This window comes from Myxococcus vastator (assembly GCF_010894475.1).
GTDB lineage: Bacteria > Myxococcota > Myxococcia > Myxococcales > Myxococcaceae > Myxococcus > Myxococcus vastator.
Map to the genome: position 1 here is coordinate 1 of NZ_JAAIYB010000388.1, position 8056 is coordinate 8056.

Annotated in this window: 8 protein-coding genes and 1 pseudogene; 8 read left to right on the plus strand and 1 reads right to left on the minus strand. The window is 70.1% G+C overall.

Going from position 1 to position 8056, the window contains the following annotated elements; genetic code table 11:
- Positions 1 to 35: 35 nt before the first annotated feature.
- The 6 genes from G4D87_RS29010 to G4D87_RS29035 all read left to right on the plus strand — a co-directional run bounded on the left by G4D87_RS29010 (position 36) and on the right by G4D87_RS29035 (position 5662).
- Entirely contained in the window at positions 36 to 761 is a 726-nt protein-coding gene (locus G4D87_RS29010; protein WP_163785956.1) for a Coq4 family protein, read from the plus strand.
- Positions 762 to 770: 9 nt separating this feature from the next.
- Positions 771 to 2333, plus strand: coding sequence for an acyl-CoA carboxylase subunit beta (locus G4D87_RS29015; RefSeq protein WP_163785957.1), 1563 nt, complete (start codon positions 771 to 773; stop codon positions 2331 to 2333).
- Between the two features lie 117 nt (positions 2334 to 2450).
- Entirely contained in the window at positions 2451 to 3065 is a 615-nt protein-coding gene (locus G4D87_RS29020; protein WP_163785958.1) for a hypothetical protein, read from the plus strand.
- A 38-nt stretch (positions 3066 to 3103) separates the two neighbouring features.
- Positions 3104 to 4621, plus strand: a complete 1518-nt coding sequence (locus tag G4D87_RS29025) for an acetyl-CoA carboxylase biotin carboxylase subunit (RefSeq protein ID WP_163785959.1) — start codon at positions 3104 to 3106, stop codon at positions 4619 to 4621.
- Positions 4622 to 4644: 23 nt separating this feature from the next.
- The gene (locus tag G4D87_RS29030; RefSeq protein ID WP_163785960.1) at positions 4645 to 5142 is read left to right on the plus strand and encodes a biotin/lipoyl-containing protein; all 498 of its coding nucleotides are present in this window, start codon (positions 4645 to 4647) and stop codon (positions 5140 to 5142) included.
- 4 nt (positions 5143 to 5146) lie between these two features.
- The gene (locus G4D87_RS29035) at positions 5147 to 5662 is read left to right on the plus strand and encodes a YfbM family protein (protein ID WP_163785961.1); all 516 of its coding nucleotides are present in this window, start codon (positions 5147 to 5149) and stop codon (positions 5660 to 5662) included.
- 18 nt (positions 5663 to 5680) lie between these two features.
- Here G4D87_RS29035 and G4D87_RS29040 read toward each other — a convergent pair whose 3' ends face one another.
- Positions 5681 to 6457: a TSUP family transporter gene (locus tag G4D87_RS29040; protein ID WP_163785962.1), complete on the minus strand. Its 777-nt coding sequence runs from the start codon at positions 6455 to 6457 to the stop codon at positions 5681 to 5683.
- Between the two features lie 134 nt (positions 6458 to 6591).
- Here G4D87_RS29040 and G4D87_RS29045 point away from each other — a divergent pair, with 134 nt between their 5' ends.
- Together G4D87_RS29045 and G4D87_RS29050 are read left to right on the plus strand one after the other, a co-directional pair.
- Positions 6592 to 7404 (plus strand): hypothetical protein, encoded by an 813-nt coding sequence (locus G4D87_RS29045; RefSeq protein WP_163785963.1) that lies wholly within the window; start codon positions 6592 to 6594, stop codon positions 7402 to 7404.
- Between the two features lie 99 nt (positions 7405 to 7503).
- Positions 7504 to 8056, plus strand: a pseudogene (locus tag G4D87_RS29050) (molecular chaperone DnaJ); the annotation flags it as partial.

The following is an 8056-nucleotide window of genomic DNA, read 5'->3' on the forward strand; positions in this document are numbered from 1 at the left end:
GCGTTGGCCCCAGCGTCCCCCGCCTTGGAGGCACCATGAGGAATCCTGTCGCGTATGCGTGGACGGCCTGGCGGATGGCTCGGGCCCTCCGCCACCCGGAGAAACTCCAGGACGTCCTGGGTCTGGCCCCGGTGCTCGCGCCCCCCGTGGCGATGCGGCGGCTGGTGGAGCGGCTGATGCGCCACGCCCCCGCGGCCCAGGCCTTCATCGAACGCCCGCGCATGGGCCCGCTCCCAATGGCCGCGCTGCGCGCCCTGCCCCAGCACACCCTGGGACGTGCCTTCGTCGACCACCTGGAAGCGAACCAGGTGGACCCGCGCGCCCTGCCCTCCCTGGAGGCGCGGACCGACGAGGAGTACGTGCGCGCGCACCTGCTCGAATCCCATGACGTCTGGCACGTCCTCACGGGCTTTCCGACGAGCGTGGCGGGCGAGCTGGGCCTCCAGGCCTTCAGCCTGGCCCAGGTGGGCAGCCCCTTCGCGCTGGGCATCCTCGCGGGCGGCCTGACGAACACCCTCCTCTACGCGTTCTCCCACCGCGAGGAGCGCATGCGCGCCATCGTCCGGGGCTGGCTGCTGGGACAGCGGGCCCAGCCCCTCTTCGGGGCACCGTGGCGTCGGATGTGGGAGTCACCCCTGGTGGAGGTCCGCCAGCGCTACGGCCTGGACCTGGCGGCGGTGGACGCGGTGCTGGACGACCCCAGGCGTTCCGCCATGGAAGCCAGGAATCCAGGCAGCGCGTCTGCGCCCCAATCATGCTAGACGCGCCCCATGGACCAGACTCCCGAGAAGGACCCCCTCCGCGCGCGTCTCGAGAAGATGGAGAAGCAGGCCGAGCTGGGTGGCGGCGCCGACCGCATCGCCAAGCAGCACGAAGCCGGCAAGCTCACGGCCCGCGAGCGCATCGACCTGCTCCTCGACCCCGGCTCCTTCTGCGAGCTGGACAAGTTCGTCACCCATCGCTCGAGCGAGTTCGGCATGGGCGACAAGAAGATTCCCGGCGACGGCGTCGTCACCGGCTACGGCACCGTGGAAGGCCGCAAGGTCTTCGTCTTCGCCCAGGACTTCACCGTCTTCGGCGGCTCGCTGTCGGGCGCCTACGCGCAGAAGATCTGCAAGATCATGGACCTGGCCACCCGCGTGGGCGCGCCCGTCATCGGCCTGAATGACTCGGGCGGCGCGCGCATCCAGGAAGGCGTGGAGAGCCTGGCCGGCTACGCGGACATCTTCGTGCGCAACACCCTGGCCTCCGGCGTGGTGCCCCAGATTTCGCTCATCATGGGTCCGTGCGCGGGCGGCGCGGTGTACTCGCCCGCCATCACCGACTTCATCATGATGGTGAAGGACACCTCGTACATGTTCATCACCGGCCCGGACGTCATCAAGACGGTGACGCACGAGGAGGTGTCGAAGGAAGCGCTGGGCGGCGCCGTCACGCACAACCAGAAGTCCGGCGTGGCCCACTTCGCGGCGGAGAACGAGCAGGCCGCCATCGTGATGACGCGCGAGCTGCTCTCCTACCTGCCCTCCAACAACCAGGAGGAGGCGCCCGTCCAGCCGTGCGAGGACGACGCGTTCCGGGCCGAGGAGTCGCTCAAGACGATTGTCCCGGCGAACCCCAACAAGCCCTACGACATCAAGGAAGTCATCAAGGCCATCGTCGACGACAAGCACTTCTTCGAGGTGCAGGAGCACTTCGCGAAGAACATCGTCATCGGCTTCGCGCGCATGAACGGGCGCAGCGTGGGCGTGGTGGCCAACCAGCCCGCGGTGCTCGCCGGCGTGCTGGACATCGACGCCAGCATCAAGGCCGCGCGCTTCGTGCGCTTCTGCGACTGCTTCAACATCCCGCTCGTCACGCTGGTGGACGTGCCCGGCTTCCTGCCCGGCACCGACCAGGAGTGGGGCGGCATCATCACCCACGGCGCCAAGCTGCTGTACGCCTACGCCGAGGCCACCGTCCCCAAGGTCACCGTCATCACCCGCAAGGCCTACGGCGGCGCCTATGACGTCATGGCGTCCAAGCACATCCGCGCGGACATGAACTTCGCCTGGCCCACCGCCGAAATCGCCGTCATGGGCCCCGAGGGCGCGGTCAACATCATCTTCCGCAACGAGCTGCTCAAGGCCACGGACACCGCCGCCGAGCGGGCGAAGCTGACGGCGGACTACCGCGAGAAGTTCGCCACCCCGTTCAAGGCGGCCGAGCTGGGCTACATCGACGAAATCATCCGTCCGGAGGAGACGCGCGCCAAGCTCATCCGCGCCCTGGAGCTGCTGAAGGACAAGCGCCAGGAGAACCTCCCCCGCAAGCACGGCAACATCCCGCTCTAGGTCTCTTCCAGCCCTCGCCTGCCCGCCCTCTCTCGCCAGCAGGGCAGGCAGGCGCGCGCGACGGGGAAATTTGGGGGTGACGAACGGGCTTACAGGGGCCAGGAAAGGAATCTCATCTTGTCCCACCGTCGCCTCATCCTCTTTCTCTCCGACGTCGAAGGAAACCTCACCGCCCTGCGCCAGACGCTCAAGCGTGTCTGCGAAGCGGTGGACCTGGCCACGCCCGAGGTGAAGTGGGTGGAGCCTCCGCCAGAGGGGCTGGCCGACGCGGGCTGGCACGCCGTCGAGCTGGAGCTCCCGCCCGCCCCTGGCCGCAAGGCGCGCAAGTCCGAGCAGCCCTTCCTGGAGGAGCAGCTCGACGCCATGAGTCAGGCCCTGGCGCAGGACTTCCGGGACCGGGCGCTGGGCCTCTTCGTGGACCGCGAGCACAGCTACGCCCGCTCCTGCATCAGCGGCCCGGGGCGCCCGTCCAAGGCCGTGGAAGGTGAGGTTCTGGACGTCATCCGGCAGGCGGCGCGCTGGCTGGACGTGGAGACGGGCATGCTGGCCCGCCTCTTCGGCGGCGGCAACTCGGCACGCAACCTGTTGGCCGCCGCGGTCGACTTCGGCAACGAACCTGGACGGTCGGGTCCGCCGAAGCCGCCGGAGCCGGACGAGGACGACCGCTTCGTGGAGGCCAAGCTGACGCAGGCTCGCGCTTACATGGAGCAGTACCTGAACACCCGGAAGTAGAGGCGGCAAACAGGGGCGCCCCGTGCTAGACGGGCCCCATGCCCAAGATCCGCAAAGTGCTCGTCGCCAATCGCGGCGAGATCGCCATCCGGGTGATGCGCACGTGCAAGGAGCTCGGCATCGCCACGGTGGCGGTGTACTCGGAGGCGGACCGCTCCGCCCTGCATGTGCGCACGGCTGACCAGGCCATCTTCGTGGGGCCCCCGCCTTCGCGTGAGAGCTACCTGGTGCAGCAGCGCATCCTCGACGCCGCGAAGCAGGCTGGCGCCGATGCCATCCACCCCGGCTACGGCTTCCTCTCAGAGAACGCCGCCTTCGTCCGCGCGTGTGACGCCGCGGGGCTGACCTTCATTGGCCCGCCGGCGTCCGCCATGGACGCCATGGGCGAGAAGACGCGTGCCCGCGCGAACATGATCAAGGCGGGCGTGCCCGTGGTGCCCGGCACCACCGAGCCCGTCGCCTCCGTGGAGGACGCGCGCGCCTACGTGGAGAAGATTGGCCTCCCCGTCATGCTCAAGGCCGCGGGCGGTGGTGGTGGCAAGGGCATGCGCAAGGTGGAGCGCATGGAGGACTTCGAGTCCTCGTGGCGCGCCGCCAAGAGCGAGGCGCTCAACGCCTTCGGCAACGACGCCGTCTACATCGAGAAGTACCTGGAGAAGCCACACCACGTGGAGATCCAGGTCTTCGCGGACCAGTTCGGCAACACCATCCACCTGAACGAGCGCGAGTGCTCCGCGCAGCGCCGGCACCAGAAGGTGGTGGAGGAGACGCCCAGCCCCATCCTCTCGCCGGAGCTGCGCGCGAAGATGGGCGAGGTCGCGGTGAAGGCGGCCAAGGCCGTCAACTACGTGGGCGCCGGGACGGTGGAGTTCCTGGTGGACGTGCACCGCAACTTCTACTTCCTGGAGATGAACACCCGCCTCCAGGTGGAGCACCCGGTGACGGAGTGGGTGACGGGCCTGGACCTGGTGGCCATGCAAATCAAGGCCGCCGAGGGCGAGAAGCTCGGCCTCACCGAGGCCCCCACGCCGCGCGGTCACTCCATTGAAGTCCGCGTGTACGCGGAGGACCCGAGCCGCAACTTCATGCCCAGCCCGGGCAAGATTACGTACCTGCGCGTGCCGGGTGGGCCGAACGTGCGGGACGACTCGGGCGTGTTCCCCGGGTACACGGTGCCCAACGTCTACGACCCGATGATTTCCAAGCTGTCCGTGTGGGCCCCCACGCGGCGCGAGGCCATCGCCCGCACGCAGCGCGCGCTGTCCGAGTACGTGGTGAAGGGCATCACCACCAACATCCGCTACCTGAAGGCCATCCTGGCGCACCCCGAGTTCATCGAGGGCGACTACGACACCAGCTTCCTCACCCGCCAGCACGACGCGCTGCTGGGCGCGGAGGACGCGAAGCTGAGCGAGATGGCGCTGCTGGCCAGCGTGGTGCACACGTACCAGAAGGACCAGAAGCGCGCGAAGACGCTGCCCGGCGCCAGCGGCGGCCAGGGCGGTGGCAACGGCGGCGTCTCCCCGTGGAAGCTGGCGCTGCGCACGCGCCGCTAACCCCAAAGCTCGGAAGGACTTCCATGCGTTACTTCACGAAGCAGCAGGGCCAGAAGGAAGCCGTTCCCGTGGACCTGGAGCCCCTGGGGAACGACCAGTACAAAATCACCGTGGGCGCCACCACGTACCAGGTGGACGCGCTGGCGCTGGAGCACGGCACGCTGTCCATGCTGGTGGACGGCCAGTCGTACAGCGTCGAGTTCGAGGAGAACGGCGACGAGCTCGGCGTGCTCCTGCGCGGCCAGGTGAACCGCATCGACGTGGCGGATGAGCGCCGGCTGCGGCTGCGCGCGGCCAACGCGGCCTTCTCCGTCGAAGGCAAGCAGCTGGTCACCGCGCCCATGCCCGGCAAGGTGGTGAAGGTGGGCGACGAGGTGACGGAGGGCCAGGGGCTCGTGGTGGTGGAGGCCATGAAGATGGAGAACGAGCTCAAGAGCCCCAAGGCGGGCAAGGTGACGGAGCTGTTCGCCAAGGAAGGCACCGCCGTGGAGAACAACGCCAAGCTGGTGGTGGTGGAATAGCTCCATGGAGATGCTCTGCACCCTGCGCAGCGCCACCGAGCCCCAGCGCGTCGCCCTGCTCCAGTTCCCCGAACGGCTGGAGGACTTCGTCGACGATGACGAGGACTTCGGTGACCCGAAGGGCTCGGCGTTCCTGGAGCTGGACATCGGCGAGGCGTGGCACGGCCTCCAGTACCTGCTGACCGGAACGCCGTGGGAGGGCAGCGCGCCGCTGGACTTCCTGGTGCGGGGCGGCGAGGACGTGGGCGACATCCCCTCCGAGGAAGGCACCGCGCGCGTCTTCACCCCGGCCGAAGTCCAGGCCCTGGCCACGGCGCTCCAGCAGGTGACGGAGAAGACGCTGCGCGCGCGCTACGACGCGGCCGCCATGCAGGCCCAGGACATCTACCCCGGGACGTGGGACGAGCCCGAGGCCGAGGTGGACCCACTGGAGGAGCTGCTCTCCTACTTCGAGGAGCTCCAGAAGTTCATGGCCACCGTGGCGAAGCGCCGTGAGGCGCTGCTGGTGCACATCGGCTGACGGCGGGTGACGGGCTTCTCAGGCCGTCACCACGTCGTGCCCCAGCTTGAGCACCAGGGCCAGCACCACGCCCAGCACCACCTTGCGCACCAGCGTGTCGCCGCCCTTCACGGCCAGGTGCGCGCCCAGCCAGGCGCCCGCGAACTGGGCGCCGGCCATGGGCAGCGCCACCTTCCACAGCACCAGGCCCTTGAGGGCGAACAGCGCGACGGAGGCGAGGTTGGAGGCGAAGTTCACCACCTTCGCGTCCGCGGACGCGCGCGCCAGGCCGTGTCCCAGCAGGGACGAGAAGGCCACGATGAGGAACGTCCCCGTCCCCGGTCCGAAGAAGCCGTCGTAGGTGCCGATGGCCAGCGCGATGAGCGCGCCAATGGCCCGTGCGCGCGCGGGCGGCCCGGGCTCCGGCGTGTCCCCCGGACGCGGTGACTTGCGGAAGGCGAGGAACACCGCCACCGCGATGAGCAGCACCAGCACCAGCGGCTTGAGCACCTCCGGCTTCACCAGCAGCACCAGCGCCGCGCCCGCGAAGGCCCCACCCAGGCCGAAGGGGAACGTCACCCGCGCCAGGCGCCCATCCACCAGCCCCGCGCGGGAGAAGCGCACCAGCGCGGCGAACGCGCCGAAGACGGACTGCCCCTTGTTGGTGCCCAGCGCCACGTGGGGCGGAAGGCCCGCGGCCAGCAGCGCGGGGAGGGAGATGAGCCCGCCGCCCCCCGCGATGGCATCCACCATGCCGGCAATCAGCGCGGCGAGGCACAGCAGGATGAGGTGCAGCGCACTGACGTCCACGTCCACCGGGTGAGCCTCCTCGCGGGCGGCGCCTGGGTACCACGGGCCCGGCCCGCCGCCCATGACCGCCCGCTTCTTGCGTCGTCACCCACCTTGGGCGTTCATGACGGGGCGACTTTGCTCCCCCCTCCGAGGTCCCCGTGCTCGCTTCCTTCCTCACCGTGCTGGCGCTCACCCTGGGCTCGGTTCCGCTTCCGCTGGACCCGTCCAAGCCGACGTGCCGCGCCATCGACGGCAAGGTGTCCTGCGGCTACGGGTGCATGTCAGACGGACAGCGGGTGCGTTGCGCGCAGACGCCGCAGGGCCACTGCCAGGTGATTGACGGGCAGGCGGTCTGCTTCGACCCGCCGGCCTACGTGCAGAAGGCCTATGGCGCGGCGCTGCCGAAGCCGGGGTGTCAGAGCATCGATGGGGTGGTGGCGTGTGGCTACAACTGCGCGACGCAGCCCGGCCGGGTGAAGTGCGCGCAGACCCCCGCGGGCGTCTGCCGGGGACGGAGCGGCGAGGTGGAGTGCTTCGACCCGCCCGCCGTGGTGTTCGCCGTGTACGGCAAGGACACGCCCACCGCCCAGTGCCACAGCAACGCCATGGAGCTGACGTGCGGCTATGGCTGCATCAACGCCCCAGAGGGGGTGCGCTGCGCTCGGACGCCCGCGGGCGTGTGCAAGCTGGCCGGCGGCAACCTCCGCTGCTTCGACCCCTCCCCCGCCGCCCTGTGCGCCTGGAAGCGCGAGCTGCCCGCGCCGCAGTGCAAGAACACCGAGGCGGGCCCGGTGTGTGGGTACAACTGCACCACCGCCTTCTCCAAGTCGGCCTGTGCGTCCACCCCGGACGGGCTGTGCAAGGTCTTCGACAGCGAGGTGTACTGCTTCGACCCGCCCGCTGAACAGAAAGCGGACGCGGCGTGTCTGGCGGCGCTCGGGCTCGCGGCGCTGGATGGCGCGGCGCCCTGAGTCGAAGTAAGGGGCTCGCGCTCCGGCGCTCTGCTTTGATGCGGCGGAGGACAGCGGTAGGGTTCGCTTTTCTCGCAGGACGAAGGAGCAAGGCCGCGCATGGCGGAGGGTGAGGTCCGGCAGTACTGGGTCCGCAACGACAGGGGCACCATGTGGGGGCCCCTCACCCTGCCGACCATTGAACTGCTCATCGAAAGCGGCTCCATCCAGGGCCGGCTCCAGATGTCCGAGGACGGGCTCAACTTCGCCTTTCCCTGGCGCTTCCCGGAAGCGCGAGACGTCGTTCCCCGCGAGCTGTGGGGCCCGGGCGCACCGGCCGCCTCCGCCGCGGAGCAGGCTGCTCCCGTGGGTGGGGTTCCCGGAGCGCCCGTCGTGGCGGGCCCGGGTGTCAGGCCCGCGGCAGGCCCCGGCGTCGCGCCAGGTACGGGCCCGGGTACGGCGCCCATCGCGGGTCCCGGAGTTCGCCCCGTGGCGGGCCCGGGTGCCGCGCCAAGTACGGGCCCGGGTGCGGCGCCCATCGCGGGTCCCGGTGTCCGCCCCGCGGCGGGCCCTGGCGCGGGTCCCGGTGGCAGGCCCGTGGCGGGCCCGGGTGCCGCACCCATGGCGGGTCCCGGCGCTCGGAATCCTGTGGACCCCGCGCGGCGTCCCATGG